This window comes from Aeromonas sp., assembly GCF_051657805.1.
Lineage (GTDB): Bacteria > Pseudomonadota > Gammaproteobacteria > Enterobacterales > Aeromonadaceae > Aeromonas.
In genome coordinates this window covers 499,275-517,794 of the sequence record NZ_JBOFLJ010000024.1, presented here as the reverse complement: position 1 = coordinate 517,794, position 18,520 = coordinate 499,275, and the positions used below count along the sequence as shown (strand labels likewise).

The 18,520-nt window shown below is 64.0% G+C and carries 13 protein-coding genes; 6 read left to right on the top strand and 7 right to left on the bottom strand.

The features are described 5' to 3' along the window. Window positions 1-190: 190 nt before the first annotated feature. From cadB to pdxY, 3 genes are all read left to right on the top strand, one after another. The gene (gene cadB / locus ACRCYW_RS11410; RefSeq protein WP_438550213.1) at window positions 191-1,525 is read left to right on the top strand and encodes a cadaverine/lysine antiporter; all 1,335 of its coding nucleotides are present in this window, start codon (window positions 191-193) and stop codon (window positions 1,523-1,525) included. 76 nt (window positions 1,526-1,601) lie between these two features. Next, complete coding sequence (locus ACRCYW_RS11405; protein ID WP_438550212.1) at window positions 1,602-3,734, top strand: lysine decarboxylase CadA; 2,133 nt, start codon at window positions 1,602-1,604, stop codon at window positions 3,732-3,734. 74 nt (window positions 3,735-3,808) lie between these two features. Further along, window positions 3,809-4,669, top strand: a complete 861-nt coding sequence (gene pdxY, locus ACRCYW_RS11400; protein ID WP_438550211.1) for a pyridoxal kinase PdxY — start codon at window positions 3,809-3,811, stop codon at window positions 4,667-4,669. 21 nt (window positions 4,670-4,690) lie between these two features. On the opposite strand, the gene ACRCYW_RS11395 is transcribed toward pdxY, so the two are convergent. Both ACRCYW_RS11395 and ACRCYW_RS11390 read right to left on the bottom strand, forming a co-directional pair. Further along, window positions 4,691-6,103 (bottom strand): MATE family efflux transporter, encoded by a 1,413-nt coding sequence (locus tag ACRCYW_RS11395; RefSeq protein ID WP_438550210.1) that lies wholly within the window; start codon window positions 6,101-6,103, stop codon window positions 4,691-4,693. 106 nt (window positions 6,104-6,209) lie between these two features. Further along, entirely contained in the window at window positions 6,210-7,115 is a 906-nt protein-coding gene (locus ACRCYW_RS11390; RefSeq protein WP_438550209.1) for a LysR substrate-binding domain-containing protein, read from the bottom strand. A 499-nt stretch (window positions 7,116-7,614) separates the two neighbouring features. On the opposite strand from ACRCYW_RS11390, the gene ACRCYW_RS11385 reads away from it, so the two are divergent. Together ACRCYW_RS11385 and yjeH are read left to right on the top strand one after the other, a co-directional pair. Next, window positions 7,615-8,910, top strand: coding sequence for an HAAAP family serine/threonine permease (locus tag ACRCYW_RS11385; protein WP_438550208.1), 1,296 nt, complete (start codon window positions 7,615-7,617; stop codon window positions 8,908-8,910). 128 nt (window positions 8,911-9,038) lie between these two features. Next, window positions 9,039-10,316 (top strand): L-methionine/branched-chain amino acid transporter, encoded by a 1,278-nt coding sequence (yjeH, locus tag ACRCYW_RS11380; RefSeq protein ID WP_438550207.1) that lies wholly within the window; start codon window positions 9,039-9,041, stop codon window positions 10,314-10,316. A gap of 46 nt (window positions 10,317-10,362) precedes the next feature. Here yjeH and ACRCYW_RS11375 read toward each other — a convergent pair whose 3' ends face one another. The 4 genes from ACRCYW_RS11375 to ACRCYW_RS11360 form a co-directional block, all read right to left on the bottom strand. Beyond that, window positions 10,363-10,905: a GNAT family N-acetyltransferase gene (locus ACRCYW_RS11375; RefSeq protein ID WP_438550206.1), complete on the bottom strand. Its 543-nt coding sequence runs from the start codon at window positions 10,903-10,905 to the stop codon at window positions 10,363-10,365. Window positions 10,906-10,963: 58 nt separating this feature from the next. Further along, window positions 10,964-12,694 carry an ABC-F family ATP-binding cassette domain-containing protein gene (locus ACRCYW_RS11370; protein WP_438550205.1) on the bottom strand — a complete coding sequence of 577 codons (1,731 nt, stop codon included), beginning with the start codon at window positions 12,692-12,694 and terminating at the stop codon, window positions 10,964-10,966. A gap of 374 nt (window positions 12,695-13,068) precedes the next feature. Next, the gene (locus ACRCYW_RS11365; RefSeq protein WP_438550204.1) at window positions 13,069-13,506 is read right to left on the bottom strand and encodes a PliI family lysozyme inhibitor of I-type lysozyme; all 438 of its coding nucleotides are present in this window, start codon (window positions 13,504-13,506) and stop codon (window positions 13,069-13,071) included. Between the two features lie 117 nt (window positions 13,507-13,623). Beyond that, entirely contained in the window at window positions 13,624-15,654 is a 2,031-nt protein-coding gene (locus tag ACRCYW_RS11360; RefSeq protein WP_438550203.1) for a M13 family metallopeptidase, read from the bottom strand. A gap of 127 nt (window positions 15,655-15,781) precedes the next feature. Between ACRCYW_RS11360 and tilS the strand changes: the two genes are divergently transcribed. Further along, window positions 15,782-17,131: a tRNA lysidine(34) synthetase TilS gene (gene tilS, locus ACRCYW_RS11355; protein ID WP_438550202.1), complete on the top strand. Its 1,350-nt coding sequence runs from the start codon at window positions 15,782-15,784 to the stop codon at window positions 17,129-17,131. A 338-nt stretch (window positions 17,132-17,469) separates the two neighbouring features. On the opposite strand, the gene ACRCYW_RS11350 is transcribed toward tilS, so the two are convergent. Continuing rightward, window positions 17,470-18,381: a GGDEF domain-containing protein gene (locus ACRCYW_RS11350; RefSeq protein ID WP_438550201.1), complete on the bottom strand. Its 912-nt coding sequence runs from the start codon at window positions 18,379-18,381 to the stop codon at window positions 17,470-17,472. Window positions 18,382-18,520 lie beyond the last annotated feature (139 nt).

Sequence of the window (18,520 nt, the reverse complement as noted above, 5' to 3'; positions counted from 1 at the left end):
AGATACTGTTTTTAAATGAGTTTTATGATTATCAGGGGAGGAGGCAAAAAAGTTCACTCATGGTTTTATCCCTTAGCGGGTCCTTATGTTTTCCGGGGCGAGGAGGCCTAGTCTGTGGCCATTCGTTGGTGGCACAGCCTCAAACCCGTGCCAGACGACCGACTTTTTTATCGACCTGGAGTGCTTCTCAATGTCCCTAGATACGAGCAAGAAGATCGGCCTCATCGCCTGTACAGGTGTAGTGGCCGGCAACATGATGGGGAGCGGTATCGCACTGCTGCCTTCCGCCCTGGCCACGATCGGTTCAATTTCCGTGTTCAGCTGGGCCATCTGCCTGGTGGGCGCCATGGGGTTGGCCTTCGTGTTCGCCCGCCTCGCCACCAAGAACCCGCAGGAGGGGGGCCCCATCGCCTATGCCGGCGAGATCTCCCCGGTGTTCGGCTTCCAGACCGGTGTGCTCTACTACCACGCGAACTGGATAGGCAACCTGGCCATCGCCATCACAGGCGTCTCCTACCTCTCCGTCTTCTTCCCCATCCTCAACGACCCCATCCCGGCGGCCGTGGCCACCATAGCGGCAGTCTGGATCTTCACCTTCGTCAACCTGCTCGGCGGCAGCTGGGTGAGTCGGCTCTGTACCCTGGGCCTGGTGCTGATCCTGCTGCCGGTCGTGGGTACCGCCGTGTTCGGTTGGGATCACTTCGACGTGAGCGTCTATCGCCAGAACTGGAACACCACCAGTGGCTCCGACACCCACGCGGTCATCAGCGCCGTGCTGATCTGCCTCTGGTCCTTCGTGGGCGTCGAATCCGCCGCCGTCTCCTCCGGCATGGTGAAGAACCCCAAGCGCACCGTGCCGCTCGCCACCATGCTGGGCACAGGCCTCGCCGGCATCATCTACATCCTCTCCACCCAGGTGATCGGCGGCATGTTCCCGGCCGGTGAAGTAGCTGCCTCCGGTGCGCCCTTCGCCATGGCCTCGTCCGCCATCTTCGGCAACTGGTCCGCGCCGTTCGTCTCCGCCTTCACCGCCCTGGCCTGCTTCACCTCCCTGGGCTCCTGGATGATGCTGGTGGGCGAGGCGGGCAAGCGCGCCGCTCACGATGGCAACTTCCCGAAGATCTACGGCGAAGTGGACAAGAACGGTGTCGCGAGAAAGGGGCTGATCCTGGCGTCCCTGATGATGACGGCGCTGATGGTGGTGCTGACCGCCTTCACCTCCCAGTCCGCCCACGCCGCCGACCTGTTCAACGTGCTGACGACCGACGCTGTGCTGCTGACCATGCTGCCTTACTTCTACTCCAGCATTAACCTCATCCGCTTCGAGGGCATGACCTCCCGCAACCTGGGTGCCATGATCTTCTCCGGTGTCGCCTGCGTCTTCTGCCTGGTGGCGCTGATGGGAGCCAAGGGCTCCAACCTCACGGCCACCTTCGTGGTGTCGCTCATCATCCTGATGTTCTACGCCAAAAAACAGGGTCTGCGTCAGCACGACTCCCTGCTCAAAGAGCAGACCAGCCACTAATTCCGTTTCCCTTTTCCGAGCGCTCTCCACTCACCATCTCTGATGGAGAGCGCCCCATCACGTGTGGAGCATCAAGATGAATATCATTGCCATCCTCAACCACCTCGGCGTGTTCTTCAAAGAAGAGCCCATCCGCCAGCTGCAAGCCTCCCTCGAGCGCAAGGGCTTCGAGGTCGTCTACCCGGTCGACGTGGCCGATCTGCTGAAGCTCATCGAGAAGAACCCCCGTGTCTGCGGCGCCATCTTCGACTGGGACAAGTATTCCCTGGGCCTGTGCAAGGAGATCCACGATCGCAACGAGAAGCTGCCGATCTTCGCCTTCGCCAATGACCAGTCCACCCTGGACATTCACCTGACCGACCTGCGCCTGAACGTGCACTTCTTCGAGTACCGCCTCGGCATGGCGGACGACATCTGCCTCAAGATGGCCCAGGCCACCGACGAGTATCAGGATGCCATCCTGCCTCCCTTCACCAAGGCGCTGTTCAAGTACGTGGAAGAGGGTAAGTACACCTTCTGTACCCCGGGGCACATGGGGGGCACTGCATTCCAGATGAGCCCGGCCGGCAGCATCTTCTATGACTTCTACGGCCCCAACGCCTTCAAGGCGGACGTCTCCATCTCCATGCCGGAGCTCGGCTCCCTGCTGGATCACTCCGGTCCCCACAAGGAGGCCGAGGAGTACATCGCCCGCACCTTCAACGCGGATCGCTCCTACATAGTCACCAACGGCACCTCCACCGCCAACAAGATCGTCGGCATGTTCTCGGCGCCGGCGGGCAGCACAGTGCTGGTGGACCGCAACTGTCACAAGTCCCTCACCCATCTGATGATGATGAACGACGTGACCCCCATCTACTTCCGTCCGACCCGCAACGCCTACGGCATTCTGGGGGGCATTCCCCAGAGCGAGTTCAGCCGCGAGACCATCGCCGCTAAAGTTGCCGCCACCCCGGGTGCCAAGGCGCCGCGCTACGCCGTGGTGACCAACTCCACCTACGACGGCCTGCTCTACAATACCGGTTTCATCAAAGAGACCCTGGACACCCCCTATATCCACTTCGACAGCGCCTGGGTGCCCTACACCAACTTCAGCCCCATCTATGAAGGCAAGTGCGGCATGAGCGGCGACGCCATCCCGGGCAAGGTGGTCTACGAGACCCAGTCCACCCACAAGCTGCTGGCGGCCTTCTCCCAGGCCTCGATGATCCACATCAAGGGTGACGTGGAGGAGGAGACCTTCAACGAAGCCTTCATGATGCACACCTCCACCTCGCCGCAATACGGCATAGTGGCCTCCACCGAGATCTCCGCCGCCATGATGCGGGGCAACACCGGCAAGCGCCTGATAAAGGACTCCATCGATCGCGCCATCTCCTTCCGCAAGGAGATCAAGCGACTGCGTACCGAGAGCGAGGGCTGGTTCTTCGACGTCTGGCAGCCGGATCACATCGACGGCGCCGAGTGCTGGAAGCTGGATCCGAAGGATGACTGGCACGGCTTCAAGGTCATCGACGACGACCACATGTACCTGGATCCCATCAAGGTCACCCTGCTGACCCCGGGCATGGGCCGCGATGGTCAGCTGCTCGAGAGCGGCATCCCGGCCTCCCTGGTGGCCAAGTTCCTGGACGAGCGCGGCATAGTGGTGGAGAAGACAGGTCCCTACAACCTGCTGTTCCTGTTCTCCATCGGCATCGATCAGTCCAAGGCGATGCAGTTGCTGCGCGCCCTGACCGAGTTCAAGCGCGGCTATGATCTCAACCTCACCATCAAGAGCATGCTGCCGGAGCTCTATCGCGAGGATCCCGCCTTCTACGAGGGAATGCGCATCCAGGGCCTGGCCCAGGCCATCCACGAGCTGACCCGCAAGTACCGTCTGCCGGAGCTGATGTTCAAGGCGTTCGACGTGCTGCCGGAGATGAAGATGACCCCGCACCTGGCCTGGCAGCAGGAGCTGGCCGGCAACGTGGAGGAGGTGCCGCTGCGTGACATGGTGGATCGCATCAGTGCCAACATGATACTGCCCTACCCGCCGGGAGTGCCGCTGGTACTGCCGGGTGAGATGGTGACCGCCGCCTCCCGCCCCGTGCTGGAGTTCCTGGAGATGCTGTGCGAGATCGGGGCTCACTACCCGGGCTTCGAGACCGACATCCACGGTCTCTATCGCCAGACCGATGGCAGCTACACTGTCAAGGTGCTGCGTTAATAAGAGTGACGACAACGGGCCGAGAGGCCCGTTTTTTTCCCGCAAAATTGACTCCTTGTTACGAGTGCGCTGACATGAAACGAGTGTTATCCATCCAGTCCCACGTGGTGTTCGGCTGTGCCGGCAACAGTGCCGCCGTCTTCCCCATGCGGCGAATGGGCATAGAGGTATGGCCCATCAACACGGTGCAATTTTCCAATCACACCCAGTACAGGGAGGGGTGGCAGGGGATGCGGATGCCGGATGGCCACATCGGCGAGCTGATGACGGGCCTCGCCGACATCGGTGTCCTGAGGCAGTGCGACGGCATATTGAGCGGCTACCTCGGCTCGGCCGAGCAGGGAGAGGAGATACTGGCGGCGGTGGCGCACCTCAAGGCGCTCAACCCCCGAGCCCTCTATTTCTGCGATCCCGTCATGGGCCATCCGGACAAGGGGTGCATCGTCGCCCCCGGGGTCTCGGCATTCTTCAGGACACGGGCCCTGGCCGCGGCCGACATGCTGGCCCCCAACCTGCTGGAACTGGAGCAGCTCACCGGCCGGACCATCGACAACCTCGCCGAGGTGCTGGCAGCCTGCGAACAGTTGCGAGCCCAGGGACCCAGGCTGGTGATGGTCAAGCATCTGGGGCGGGCGGCCTTCAGCCTGGACCGGTTCGAGATGGTGCTGGTGTGCGCGCAGGGAGCCTTTCATATCTCCCGCCCCCTCTATGCCTTCCGGCGCCAACCCATTGGGGTGGGGGACCTGCTGAGTGCCACCATGCTGGCCAATCTGCTGGCGGGTTGCGATCCCGTGACCGCGTTCGAGCTCACCAACGCCAGCGTGGATGCGGTGCTGGCCCGCACCTGGCTGGAGCGGGCATCTGAGCTGCAGCTGGTGGCCGCCCAGGAGGCGCTGGCCGAGCCCCACATTCGCACCCGCGCCACCCGCTTATAACCCGCTAGCGTTCGTGTCTCGCTAGCTAACGCGGCGGGCCAGCAGCGCCGCCGAGGGACGGGCGCGGCGGCCTTGCACTAGGGGGGCGCAGGCCTGTGCCAGGTGTTTCCACTCCCGCCACAACAGCCAGCACAGGGGGGGAGCCAGCAGCAGCACCGTGGTGGGCTGGGCCAGCAGCACGCCATCCCGGCCCCACCAGAGCGGCAGCAGGAAGATGAGCGGCAGCAGCAGCAGGGTCTTGGCGATGGAGATGAGCAGGGCCTGGCGGGTGCGGGCCATGGCCTGCAGCAGCACTATGCCGAACATGATGATCCCCTCCAGCGGAATGGCGCCGAGGTTCAGGGTCAGGCTGCCCATGGCGGCGGCCAGCAGCTCGGGATCCTGATCGCCGGTATAGAGCATGGCTACCTGGCGGGGCAGCAGCTGGATCAGCAGCCAGACCAGCATGCCGTAGACGAGTGTGATCTTGAGCCCCATCTCCATCAGGAACTTGAGGTCGCGATGGCGTTTGGCCCCCGCCGCCTGGCTGACCAGGGGCTGGATGCCGAACGCCAGCCCCTGCAGCACCACGATGAACACCGCCTCCGTGTAGCCGGCCACGGTGAAGCCCGCCAGATCCTTGACCGAGCCGTACACCATCAGCTGGCTGTTGTGCAGCATCAGCAGGAGCCCGAGGTTGAACTGGGCGATGAGGCTCGGCAGGCCGGTGAACAGCAGGTTCGGCATGGCCGGCAAGGCGGGCAACAGCTGGCGCCAGGAGAGGCGCAGCCGGGCATAAGGGGTGAAGAAGTAGCCGAGCCCCAACAGGCAGACCACCCCCTCGGCCATCAGGGTCGCCTGGGCCGTGCCCGTCAGCCCGAGCCCGAGCCGGCCGACCATGATGTAGTTGAGCAGGATGTTGAGCACGGCGCCGCCGCTGACCAGTACCATGGCGAGGCGAGGGCGGCCGTCGTTGCGCAGCAGGTAGGGGACGGCGAGGTTGCCGGCGAGCAGCAGGGTGCCACCCCCTATCCAGGTCAGGTAGTCGCTGGCCTGCTGCCAGGTCTCGCTGCCCTGTTCTATCCCGAGCAGCAGCAGGATATCGATGTGCCAGCGGTGCAGCAGCAGCGGGGCCAGCACCCCGAGCAGCACCAGCAGCCAGAGGGCGTTGACCAGCCCCTGGCGTGCCAGCGCCATGTTCCTGGCCCCCTGCTGGAAGGAGATGAGGGTGGCCGCCCCCATGGCGATCATGGCGGCGAGGCCGATGAGCACCATGATGACGGGGTAGACCAGGTTGATGCCGGCGAGACCAGCGGCCCCCACATAGTGGCCGACGAAGATGCCATCCACCAGGTAATAGGCGCCGGAGACCAGCATGGCGAGGATGGAGGGGAGGGCGTAGCCCCAGAAGCGGCGGGTCATGGCCCGTTGGCGCAGGCTGAAGTAGGCGGACATATCTGTTCTCGAGATGTGTTCAATATTCGAGCAGACAGTCTAGATTAATATCATTTCGTGGATAATCCGGATTGCATTTGATGGATTGATGAATATGACTCATTAATCAACGCAATCTGTGGTGTTCCTTCAGCATGTCGATCAGGGCTCGCAGGCCGCTGCCCAGCTGATGCCGGCTGGGATACACGAGATTGAAGCCGGCAAAGCTCGGGCTCCAGTCGTCCAGCACGCTCTGCAACCTGCCCGCCGCCAGCGCCTCGCTCACCTCCTCCTCCAGACAGTAGGCCAGCCCCAGCCCCGCCTCGGCCGCCCCCAGGTAGAGGGCCGGGGTGCTGGTGGTCAGCGGCCCGCTCACCTCTATCTCCAGCAGTTTGTCGTCGGCGGCGAAGGCCCAGCGATAGTGGTGGTGCGGGGTGAGCCGATAGCCGATGCAGTCGTGCTGGCTCAGCTCGCTCGGATGCAGGGGGATGCCGCGGGCCGCCAGATAGGCGGGTGAGCCCACCACCAGGTAGCGCTGCTGGGCGCCGAGGGGCACGGCGATCATCTCCTTGGGCAGCAGATCCCCGTAGAAGAGGGCGGCATCAAACCCATCCTCGATGAGGCGGGGCACCAGCTCCTGCTCCACCACCTCCACCTGCATGCGCGGGTAGCGCTCCAGATAGTCGATGAGCACCGGGGTCAGCAGCTCCTGAATGGCTGCCCTGGGCCCGCAGATCTTGAGGCGCCCGACGGGCTCGTCGCTGTGGCGAGCCAGCTCCTGGAGCGCCCCCTCCAGCTGGTTCAGGGTCGGCAACAGCTGGGCCAGCAGCCGCTCTCCCGCATCGGTCGGCACCACGGCCCGGGTGCTGCGATTGAGCAGCCGGGTTCCCAGGCGGTGCTCCAGTCCCTTCAGGCTGTGGCTGATCGCCGAGGCGGAGACCCCGAGTTCGAGGGCGGCCTTGCTGAAACTGCGGTGGCGGGCGACGGCGGCAAACACCGCCAATTCCGCGAGATCGGTGCGGGTGATAGTCATATGGCTCGGTGAAAAAAGGGCGAGCACCAAGGGTACGCCAAGGGCGAGGTGGGCACAATCGGGGGGCTGAACCGAGGATGTAACGAATTTGTATCTGCCACTAAGTATTGGAATCTATTGAAACAAATTTGAATTGTTAAAAAATACTAACATTTTGGGACTCAAAATGTGAGCTGGCGCGTCCGAAAGGCGACCATAGTCAAACTTTGGTTGATTAATTCAAAAAAACGCTGTGATTAATAGGGGTGTTTATTTAGAGTCGGCTCATCGGATGAGGTGCGCGTTGCCAGGTTGTTACGGCAGGCGGGCGCCGCAATCAGGTTCAGGATGTCATGCCGCAAGATGTTGCAATTTGGTTGTCACAGGGAGTGGTGGCCAGGTCAGCACGGCATGAAGAGATGATGACAGGGATGAACAGCAGCAGTTCCAGGGATGTGGAACCGGCCAGGTGGCCAATAAACAACGAGATCCCACTTTCCTTGATGACAGGAATATCCCTATGTCTGACATGAACATTGCAGTAGAAGGCAGCTTAGCCAGTAACGCGTCTTCCCGTGGCATCAACAAGGCCGATGTGGTCTGGATGCTGGGCCTGTACGGTACCGCCATCGGTGCCGGTGTCCTCTTCCTGCCGATCAACGCCGGTGTCGGTGGCCTCTGGCCGCTGGTGGCCATGTTGATCCTGGCCCTGCCGCTCACCTTCTTCGCACACCGCGGCCTGACCCGCTTCGTGCTGTCCGGCTCCACCCGCGACGGTGACATTACCGAGGTGGTGGAAGAGCACTTCGGCAAGACCGCAGGCAAGTTCATCACCCTGCTCTACTTCTTCGCCATCTACCCGATCCTGCTGATGTACTCGGTCGCCATCACCAACACGGTGGAGAGCCTGATGGTGCACCAGCTGGGCATGACCGCGCCCCCCCGTGCTATCCTGTCGCTGGTGCTGATCCTGGGCCTGATGGCGATCGTTCGCCTCGGCGGCCAGGTCATCGTCAAGGCGATGAGCGTGCTGGTGTTCCCCTTCGTGATCACCCTGATGGGCCTGGCGCTCTACCTGATCCCGCACTGGAACGGTGCCATCATCACCGAAGCCCCGGCGCTGTCCGACGCCTTCAACGGTGACTTCATCAAGACCCTGTGGCTGGCGATCCCGGTGATGGTGTTCTCCTTCAACCACTCCCCGATCATCTCCTCCTTCGCGGTGGACAACAAGGGTCGCTACGGTGAAGGCGCCGAGAAGAAGTGCAGCAACATCCTGCTGGGCGCTCACGTCATGATGGTCATGACCGTCATGTTCTTCGTGTTCAGCTGCGTGCTGAGCCTCTCCCCGGCTGACCTGGCGGCGGCCAAGGAGCAGAACATCTCCATCCTGTCCTACCTGGCGAACCACTTCGACAACCCGGTGATCGCCACCGTGGCTCCGCTGATCGCCATGGTCGCCATCAGCAAGTCCTTCCTGGGTCACTACCTGGGTGCACAAGAGGGCATGAACGGCCTGATGGCCAAGTCCCTGCGTGAGAAGGGCAAGAACGTCGACGTCAAGCAGCTGAACAAGGTGACCGCGGTCTTCATGATCCTGACCACCTGGGCCATCGCCACCATCAACCCGAGCATCCTCGGCATGATCGAAGATCTGGGCGGCCCCATCATCGCCATGCTGCTGTTCCTGATGCCGATGTACGCCATCACCAAGGTGCCCGCCATGCGCAAATACGCCGGCAACCTCAGCAACGGCTTCGTGACCATCATCGGCCTGATCGCCATGTCCGGTATCATCTACAAGCTGATTGCCTGATAACAAGGGTTCATCCCCGCGAAAAGGCCGCCTCAATCGAGGCGGCCTTTTTTATATGCACGAATGCTTAACAAAGCCGCGACAGGGGCCTACCATGGTGGGCGGTTTTTCACTTCGGACAAAGGGACATGTCGACGTTAAAGCAAGAGTTGGGGCTCTGGCAGGGGATGGGGCTGCTCGCCACCTCCCTGCTCGGAACAGGGATCTTCGTGGTACCGGCGACGGCTGCCTCGCTGGCGGGAGGGGCGTCGCTCTGGGCCTGGGTGCTGCTCATCGTGCTGGTGCTGCCCATCGCCTTCACCTTCGCCCGCCTCGGGCGCCGCTATCCCCATGCGGGGGGCGCCCCCCACCTCATCGGGCTGGCCTTTGGCAACGGCGCCGAGCGCTTCTCCGCCTTCCTGTTCCTGGCGGTGCTGCCGGTGGGTCTGCCCGCGGCCCTCACCATAGCCGCCGGCTTCTGGCACTCCCTGTTTGAACTAGGAGAGTGGACCCTCTGGGCCATCCAGCTGCTGACCCTGCTCGGGGTCTTCCTGCTCGGCCTGAGGGGGGCGCGCTCCTCCGGCAACCTGCAACTGCTGATCGCCCTGGCCATACTGGGGCTGACCCTGCTCATCGGCGTCAAGGGGGAGATCAGCTGGCGCGACGCGGCCCAGCCGCTGCCAGCGGCGAGCGAATGGCCCGCCATGGGCACGGCGCTGGCGGTGATGTTCTGGTGCTTCGTGGGGCTCGAGGCCTTCGCTCACATGGGGGAGGAGTTCAAGCGGCCGGAGCGGGACTATCCCATCGCCCTGCTCGGCGGCGTGCTGCTGGCTGGGCTCATCTACTGGATCCACTCCCTGGTGGTGCTCAAATACGGCCTCTACGGGGATGAGGCGAAGAATGCTACCGCCATCCCGGCCCTGCTCTCCCTGCTGTTCGGCCCCACCGCCAAGTGGCTGGTGGCCATACTCGGCTACCTCTCCTGCTTCGCCAGCATCAACATCTACCTGCAAGGGTTTGCACGTCTCATCTGGAGCATGGCACGGGAGGGCAAGCTGCCCGCCTCCCTCTCCAGACTGTCCGCCAGGGGCGCCCCCCTGAACGCCCTGTGCTGGGTGCTCGCCATCTGCCTCGTCTCCATCACCTTGATCCTCTGGCTCAGGCTGCCGCTGGATGCCCTCATCCGCTACGCGAACGGCAACTTCGTGTTGGTCTATCTGCTCTGCATGGCGGCGGGCTGGCGCCTGCTCGGTGGCGCGGGCAAGGGGCTGGCGGGGCTGAGCGTGTTGCTCTGTGCCCTGGTGCTGGTGGCGCTCGCCTCCGAGGTGCTCTATGCGGTGCTGCTGAGCGCCCTCTATGGCGGCTTTTCCCTGTGGCGCCGCCATCGTCGTCGCGTCTCCGGCGGCGATCCCTGCGCCATCAAATAAGCCTGCCTCTGAATTAAGAAAAGCCCCGCATATGCGGGGCTTTTTGCTAGTCGACGGAGAGGGCGAGATCGCTGCGCAAGAGGGCGTAGTGGTGCAGGGAGATGAAGCCATCCCCCTTGCGCTCGCATTCGCGCGCCATGCCCTCGTAGCGAAAGCCGGCCCGCTCGAGCAGGCGGGCGGAGCGGCTGTTCGGCTCCTCCACCACCGCCAACAGCCGATGCAGGTCCGTGGTGCCATAGACGAGGGGGATCCATAGCCCGAGTGCCGCGCTCATCACTCCCTTGCCCCAATGCTCGGGGTAGAGCCAGTAACCGAGCTCGGCCCGTTTGTGCGCCGGGTCGACACCGTTGTAGCCGATGGCTCCCAGCGGTTCCCCCGTGCGTCGGCAGCGAATGAGGTGCCAGGCGCCGCTTCCGGTGCGGATCAGGTCGGCGTACCAGGCCATCTGGGCCTGACAGGCCGCCAGGCTGTCATAGCTGACGCTGTAATACTTGATGACCACGGAATCCGACAGGCCGCGATAGATGTGAGGCAGATCGGCATCGGCGACGGGATCGAGCCTGACCTCAGGCCCTGTTGGTACAGTCATGGGATGCTCCTTGCGGCCAGCCTTGGCTGGCCGCTGAAGGGGTGGATAAGAACCGGGTTCATGTCCCGGAGAGTCCCAACAGGCCGGTCAGCCTTGCCAGCTCGTCGCGCCAGCTCTGCTGCAGGCGCGGAGTCTGGTGCCTGGGCTTGCGGGCCAGATCGGCGGCGAGCAGGGCCTCCAGTTCGTACCAGCGCGCCAGTTGCGTTTCCTCGTCATCGGCGTTGGCTTGCTGCCGGGCCGGGCTCGCGGTCACAGGGTCTGCCCCCGGGATGGGTGGCTCATCGCCGAGCAGCTCGGCATAGGCCCGCTCGGCGCTGTGGGCCTCGACAATCCACCCCTCCTTGATGAGCCAGAAGCGGTTGCAGCTGCGCTCGATGAGCTCCCGGTCGTGGGAGACTAGCAGCACGCCCCCCGGGAAGGCGGCAATGGCCTCTGCCAGATCCTCCTTGCCCGCCAGATCCAGGTGGTTGGTGGGTTCGTCGAGCCAGAGCATGTGGTGGCTGCCCAGCGACAGGGCGAGAAACAGCAGTCGTGCCCGCTCGCCCCCGCTCAGGGTGGCCACCTTCTGGCCATGGCGGCCGTAGGGGAAGCCCGCCCGGATCAGCGCCTGGCGCAGCGTCACCTCCGGCAGGGGGGCCAGGGGGTAGAGGGCGTCGCTCAGGGTGGCGTCCCCGTCCAGCTGCTGCAGGGACTGATCGTAATAGGCGATGCTGGCGCCGGGATGGCAGTACCAGCCCGCCTCCGGGGTCTGGGAGGCCAGATCGCGCCAGCACTGGCGCAGCAGGGAGGACTTGCCGGTGCCGTTGGCGCCGAGCAGGGCGACCCTGTCACCGGCGCGCAGCCAGAGCGCCTCGGCCCGCAGCAGGGGCGGCAAACCGGGGGCCGGGCAGATGTCCAGGGCCGTCAACCGCAGCAGGGTGTCGGCGGGCAGGCTCAGCCCGTGCAGCTCGAGGCGCCAGGGGGAGAGGGTGGCGACCCGGCTCTGCTCCTCCTGCAGCCTGGCTATCCGCTTCTCCATGGACTTGGCCTGGCGCACCAGCTTCTCGTTGTCATGCTCCCGTCCCCAGATGGCGAGGCGCTTGCTGCTGGCGCTCAGGCGGTCTATCTCCTTCTGCTCGTCGGCCCGGCGCAGGCGTGCCTGCTCATCCTCGGCGGCCAGGGCCGCCCTGGCCCGGCTGCAGGGGAGGGCGAAGCGATGGATCGCTCCATCTCGCAGGATCAGGGTCTCGCTGGTGACCCTGTCCAGCAGGCGACCGTCGTGGGAAACCAGCACGAAGGCGCCGCGCCAACCCAGCAGGAACTGCTCCAGCCAGAGCAGGGCAGGGAGATCCAGGTGGTTGCTGGGTTCGTCGAGCAGCAGCAGATTGGGCTGGCGCAGCAGGGCGCGGCCTATCTGCAGCCGACTGTGCTGGCCACCGCTCAGGGTGCTGACCGGCAGCTCGGCCTGCTCGCCGAGCTGCAGCTCGGTCAGCATCTTGTCTACCTGCCACTCGGCGGTGAGGTCGTTCGCCAGCGCGTCGAACAAGACGGCGCGGGTACTGAGTGCGGCCAGTCTTGCGGGTAGTTGCTGGGCCACGAATTCGCAGCGGCAGGGGGCTGCCTGCTGAACCCGGCCGGACTGGGGGGAACGCGTGCCGGCCAGCAGCGCCAACAGGGTGCTCTTGCCACAGCCATTGGCGCCGACAAGGCCAAGCCTGTCGCCGGTGCGGATGCTGAGATCCAGGTTGTCAAATAATGGAAGGTGCCCGGCACTCATCTGCAGGGAATGGGTACTCATCAGGGTTGTCATGCTCTTGCTCTCTTAAATCGCGGGATCGAGGATCCCTGTCATCAGGAGCGCTGGCGACAACGGTCGAGAAAGGTCTCGGTGAGGAAGGAGTCGGCTTTGCTCGAACCCGCTATCGCAGCGCGATGGTATGCAGGCAAGAGCACTCGAATGTGCCGAACAGGCGAGCCGAGAACATCGGACACGCTTGGATAACCATTTTTTACCTCCTTGTGTTTCGTTATGGCACCGTGCGGCGATTATAGGCGCAGAAAAAATAGCCGTCTATCGGAAGGAGAAGGCGATGGCAGCCTCATCGAGGCACGGCGGGCACAGGGTGGTGGTGGCAGCAAAAACGCCCCGCGGTGCGGGGCGTTTAAAGCAAAGCGGGATGAGGGTCAGTCGCGGGGGGTCTTGAGGGCCTGGATCACGTCCTCGTTGGGGGCCAGCCCCTCCACGTGATTGAAGCTGTCGAGCCCCTGTTGCGGATTGATGGTGAAGGCATCGGCGCTGTGATAGCTGCCGCTGCCGGCACTCTCCACGATGACGATGAGCTCGGGCTGCTTGTCACCGTTGAGATCCAGCAGTTTCAGCTCCTTGATGCTGCCATCGCGAGGCAGCACCTTGCCGTCGATGAACTGGTCCAGGGGAAATTGGGGATTGGCACCGGAATAGAGGCGCACGTCGTAGCTGCCGGTGGAGGCGGGCTCGCCGCGCCCCTCACTGACGATGAGCAGCTGACCCGTTGGCAGTGTCAGCTGCTGAAAGAATCCCTCTGCCGCCTGGCTGGTCAGGGGCAGGGCGAGCAGTCCGAGAGTAATAAATAAGGCTTTCATGGATGTGACCCTTGTTGCTGCTTGTCTGGCTGTGTCTGTGGGCAGGGGGCGAGCCCCCCGCCAGGGTGGGGAGGGAGTCCGGCTACAGGGGCAGCCAGTCCTCCTTCCCCCTGTGATTTACCATATCTTGACCCGTTTGGCCGGGTCCAGATAGAGCTTGTCACCGGGTTGGATGTTGAACGCCTCGTAGAAGGCGGGGATGTTCGGCACTACGCCGTTGACCCGATACTCGGGCGGGGAGTGGGGATCCGAGGCGAGCAGCATCTGCATCAGCTCGGGGCGATACATGCCCTTCCACACCTGGGCCCAGCCGAGGAAGAAGCGCTGCTCCCCGGTGAAGCCGTCAAGCACGGGAGCCTCCTTGCCATCCAGGGACAGCAGATAGGCCTTGTGGGCTATGGTGAGGCCGCCGAGATCGCCGATGTTCTCCCCCAGGGTGAACTGGCCGTTGACGTACTGGCCCTTGATGGGTTCGAAGCGGTTGTACTGGGCCACCAGGCGGCTGGTACGGAAGCGGAACTCCTTGAGATCGGTCGGCGTCCACCAGTCGCGCATCACGCCGTCCCCGTCGGATTTCGCCCCCTGATCGTCGAAGCCGTGGCCCATCTCGTGGCCGATGACCCCGCCGATGGCGCCGTAGTTCACCGCATCGTCCGCCTGCATGTCGAAGAAGGGGGGTTGCAGTATGGCGGCCGGGAAGACGATCTCGTTGTTGCTCGGGTTGTAGTAGGCGTTCACCGTCTGGGGTGACATGTGCCACTCGTTTCTGTCCACCGGCTTGCCGAGGCGCGCCAGGTTGTCGGCATACTCGAAGGCTTGGGCACGCTGAAGGTTGCCGACCAGATCGTCGGCACGGATGCTGATGGCGCTGTAATCCTTCCACCTGTCCGGGTAGCCGATCTTGGGTCTGAACTTGGCGAGCTTCTCCTTGGCCTGGGCCTTGGTGGCCGGGGACATCCAGTCCAGCTCCTCGATGCTCTGGCCGTAGGCGGTGCGCAGGTTCTCCACCAACTGCTCCATGCGCTCCTTGGCTGCAGGCGGGAAGTAGTGCTTCACATAGAGCTCGCCGACCGCCTCACCCAGGTGATCGTCCAGCACCCCGAGGGCGCGCTCCCAGGGTGCGCGCTGCTTGGGTGTACCGCTGAGGGTGGTGCCGAAGAAGGCGAAGTTCTGGGCATCGGTCTGGCTGTCGAGGTAGGGGGCGTAATCGGTGATGAGGTGCCACTTGAGATAAGCCTGCCAGTCCGCCAGCGGGGTCTGGCGCATCAGGCCGTCGAGGGCCGCGAGATAGCTCGGCTGGCCGATGACCAGGCTCTGCTGGCCGGCGAGGCCGGCTTCACCGAGGTAGGCCTCCCAGGGGATGCTGGGGGCGAGGCGCCCCAGTTCACTCACCGGCCCCTTGTTGTAGTTCTTCTCCCTGTCCCGCAGGGCCACGTTGTCCCACTGGATCCTGGCGATCCGGGTCTCGAGGGCCAGCACCCGCTTGGCCTTGGCGGCGGCATCCGGCTCGCCGAAGCGACTCAGCATGGTGGCGATGTGCTGCTCGTATTTCTTGAGCAGTGCCTGGCTCGCGGCATCCGTCTTGAGGTAGTAGTCCCGATCCGGCAGGCTGAGGCCGGATTGGTAGAAATAGACGGCATAGCTGTCCGGCGCCTTGGCGTCGGCGTCTATCCAGAAACCGAAGGGAGCGCTGCCGCCGCTGCGACCACTCTGGGCGAAGGCGCGGGTCAGGCTCTGCTGGTCGCTGATCCTGTCGATGTCGGCGAGCAGGGGCAGCAGGGGGGCCGTGCCCTTGGCATCCCGGGTCGCCTGATCCAGATAGCTGTGGTAGAGATCGCGGATCTGCTGGGCCGTCGAACCGGCGGGGGCCTTGGCATCCAGCCCCTCCACCAGCACCCGCACATCGGCGAGGGACTTGTCCCGGAGCATGTAGAAGGCGCCGTCGGCGGGCCTGTCGTCCGGGATCTTGGCGGTGCCGAGCCAGTGACCGTTCACGTAGCGGAAGAAGTCGTCGCCGGGTTTGACCGAGGTATCCATGTTGGCCAGCGCGAGGCCGGAGTGCTTGTCGCTGGTATCCGGCGCCTGACTGCAGCCTGCCAGCAGTGCCAGCCCGATGAGGCCGGCGAGTATGCTTTTCTTATTGTTCATTTTTTGATTCCAATTCGGGTTATTCAGCTTCCCTGCCCAGATCGGGAGGAATCTCACTCTAGCAGTCGGGTTAGCGCTTGATAAGCCTGACTCTGCTAAGATCGGCCCGACCATTTTGGGGAAGCCAATGATTTCTCGTATTTATTCTCGCTTTTGTCAGACCCTGCCTTCGCCCGAAGGTTCCAGCGGTTTGTTGGTGGCCTTCAGCGGCGGGCTCGACTCCACCGTGCTCCTGGTGCTGGCGGCGCGCTATGCCAGGGAACAGGGGCTCGGACTGCGGGCCCTGCACGTCCATCACGGCCTGAGTCCTCATGCGGATGAGTGGGTCGCCCATTGCGAGGGGGTGTGCCGGCAACTGGCGGTGCCGCTGCTGGTCGAGCGGGTGCAACTGGCCAGGGGCAACGGCGAGAGCCTGGAGGCCCAGGCGCGCACGGCGCGCTACGGTCGCCTCGCCGCCCGCCTGGCAAAGGGGGAGTGGCTGCTCAGCGCCCATCATCAGGACGATCAGCTGGAGACCCTGCTGCTGGCCCTCAAGCGTGGCGCCGGTCTGCGGGGGCTGGCGGGCATGGTGCCGAGCCAGCCCTTTGCGAGTGGGCTCCTGCTGCGCCCCCTGCTGGAGGTGAGCCGGGCCGAGCTGGCGGCGTGTGCCGCCACCCTGCCCTATGGTTGGGTTGAGGATGAGAGCAATCAGGACACGGAATACGATCGCAACTTCCTGCGCCAGCGGCTTATCCCCCAACTGAAGGCGCGCTGGCCCGCCATGGCCCAGACTGCGGCGCGCAGCATGGCCATCTGCGCCGAGCAGGAGGCGCTCGTCGACGAGCTGGCACAGGCGGACTGGCAACAGGCGGCAGAGGGGGAGGGGTTGCGTATCGCGCAGCTGCTGGGGTTGTCCCAGGCCAGGCGCAATAACCTGCTGCGCTACTGGATCCGCCGCCTGGGGGGGGATATGCCGGCGCGGGATCAGCTCGCCCTGCTCTGGCAGGAGGTGGCGCTGGCGCGGGAGGATGCCAACCCGCGCCTCTCCCTCAAGTCCCTGGAGTGTCGCCGCTATCAGGGGGCCCTCCATCTGGTGAGGCCCGACCTGGCTCCCCGCCACGAGACGCTGCCCATCGCCGTCGGTGAGCCCCTTCCCCTGCCGGATGGGCTGGGGCTCTGCAGCCTGCAACCCTGTGGCGCCACTGGCCGAGAGGGCGGAAGATTGCGGGCGCCGCGGGCGGACGAGCCCCTGTCGGTGCGCTTCCAGGTGGCGGCGGGCAGCATGCTCAAGCCGGTGGGGCGAGGAGGCAGCCGGCGCCTGAAGAAGTTGTTGCAGGAGTACGGGGTGCCCTCCTGGCAGCGGGGTCGCATTCCCATCCTCTACTACGGCGAGCAGGTGGCGGCTGTGGGGGATCTCTTCGTCTGCGACGGTTTTCTGGCACAGGAGGGAGGCATGGCCTGGCACTGGCAACCCAGAACCCTGCCCGATAGCGAATAAAGGGCTGTGTCGGTTTGAAGATGGACGGAGACATCCGCCTCAATCAAATCAGTCGGTGATGCCAGCCCTCTTGCGGGCGTGAAGAAGGGCACCCGTCTCAATCAAGTCAGTCTGTGATGCCAGCCTTCTTGCGAGCATGGAGAGGGGCATCCGCCTCAATCAAATCAGTCGGTGATGCCAGTCTTCTTGCGGGCGTGGAGAAGGGCCCCCGCCTCAATCAACTCAGTTTGTGATGCCAGCCTTCTTGCGAGCGTGGAGAAGGGCACCCGCCTCAATCAAGTCAGTCTGTGATGCCAGCCTTCTTGCTGGCGTGGTGAAGGGCACCCGCCTCAATCAAATCAGTCGGTGATGCCAGCCTTCTTGCGAGCATAGAGGTGGGCATCCGCCGCCTCATACAGGCTCTGCACATCCAGCCCCGCATGCCAGCTGGCGGCCCCCAGGCTGCAGCCCACCGCGAAGGCGGTGAGCTCCTTGTGGCTGTGCAGCACATGCTGCAAACGCAGCCAGACCGGGCGCCAGGCTTCGGGGTCGGCGGGTTGCAGCAAGAGGGCGAACTCGTCACCCCCGAGGCGAAACGCCTGATCCGTGCTGCGAATGCAGCCCTGCAGCAGCTGGGCGAAGCGGCTCAGCACCAGATCTCCCACCGGATGACCCCAGGTGTCGTTGATCAACTTGAAGCGATCGAGATCCAGCAGCACCAGCACCAGGCCGTGGGGCTCGCGGCAGTGTTGCTCCACCGCACGCCCTATCACCTCGTCGAAGTAGGAGCGATTGCCGAGCCCGGTCAGATGATCGAGCCGAACCTGTTGCTCCAGGGTGTCGAGTCGCAGATAGAGCGGCAAGGGGAGGGAGAGCAGCTGGTGACACTGGCGCAGCAGCCGCTGCTGCTCGCCGGTCAGGGGACGTTCCAGCTCGTATTGCAGCAGGCAGAGGCGCTGCTCGTGCTGGCCGCGCAGCTCGAAGCGATAGCTGTGCAGCGTCTGGTCGGCTCGCGGGGGACGGGAGATGAGGGCGCGAGGCTGGCCCGCGTCCACATGCAGGCTGTGGATGGGGACAAGGGTTGCCGCCCGCTCGGCAAAAACTGTCAGCAGGGCGTCAAGATCCCGTTGCGCCAGCAACAGTTCGAGCAGCTGCTGGCGATCCACTCCTGAGGGGGGCTTGAGCCGCTCCAGCTGCTGCACCCACTGCTCGACGCCCTGTCCGAACCCATTCAATGACGATGTGTTTTCCACGCTGCAACCCTTGAACATCCCACTTCCATACTCTTCTCTAGCAATCCTTGTGCCCAAAATATGTCCGATGGGAAAAAGCCCGCTGGCTAGGCTTAACGAAATAGAGCGGGAGGAAAAATATAGGGGCAGGGCCCTGTCTGGCGGCGGGATCCTTGGG